The sequence below is a fragment of the Streptomyces humi genome, assembly GCF_001005085.2.
Classification (GTDB): Bacteria; Actinomycetota; Actinomycetes; order Streptomycetales; family Streptomycetaceae; genus Streptomyces; species Streptomyces humi.
In genome coordinates this window covers 1-849 of sequence record NZ_LBMU02000189.1, presented here as the reverse complement: position 1 = coordinate 849, position 849 = coordinate 1, and the positions used below count along the sequence as shown (strand labels likewise).

The window sequence follows — 849 nt, the reverse complement described above, 5'->3', positions numbered from 1 at the left end:
TGGAGCGTCTGTCGGACGCGTTGCGGCTGGGGCATCCGGTGTTGGCGGTGGTGCGGGGGAGTGCGGTCAATCAGGATGGTGCGAGTAATGGTCTGACGGCGCCGAACGGTCCGTCGCAGCAGCGGGTGATCCGGCAGGCGCTGGCGGACGCTCGGCTGGGTGCGGCTGACGTGGATGTGGTGGAGGCGCACGGGACGGGTACGCGGCTGGGTGACCCGATCGAGGCGCAGGCGCTGATCGCGACCTACGGTCAGGAGCGCGTCGGTGAACTCCCGTTGTTCTTGGGTTCGTTGAAGTCGAACATCGGGCATGCGCAGGCGGCTGCCGGTGTGGGTGGGGTCATCAAGATGGTGATGGCGCTGCGGCATGGTGTGCTCCCCGAGACCCTGCATGTGGATGCGCCGTCGTCGCATGTGGACTGGTCGTCGGGTGCGGTGGAGTTGCTGAGGGAGCAGCGGGTGTGGCCGGAGCTGGAGCGGCCGCGGCGGGCCGCCGTCTCCGCCTTCGGCGCCAGTGGCACGAACGCCCATGTGATCGTCGAGCAGAGCCCTGACCCGGAACACCCATCGGAAGGCGAGAACCGCTCCGACAACGAACCGTCCGGCCTGGTTCCGTGGGTGGTGTCGGGCAGGACGGAGGAGGCGTTGCGGGCGCAGGCCGGACGACTGCATGCCTTTGTCGCCGAGCGTCCGGACCTGGGTCTGGCTGATGCGGCGTCCTCTCTCGTTTCGGGCCGTGCCGTCTTCGATCACCGGGCTGTGGTGGTGGCTGGTGATCGTGGTGAGTTGTTGCGGGGTTTGGGTGGGTTGGCGTCGGGTGTGGTGTCGGCGGGTGTGGTGTCGGGTGTGG

At 68.4% G+C, this 849-nt stretch carries 1 protein-coding gene; it reads left to right on the top strand.

Annotated features, from left to right (window positions below; all coding sequences use genetic code 11):
• A partial coding sequence (locus AAW13_RS43820) for a ketoacyl-synthetase C-terminal extension domain-containing protein (protein WP_143145124.1) occupies positions 1–849 on the top strand: 849 nt, incomplete at both ends.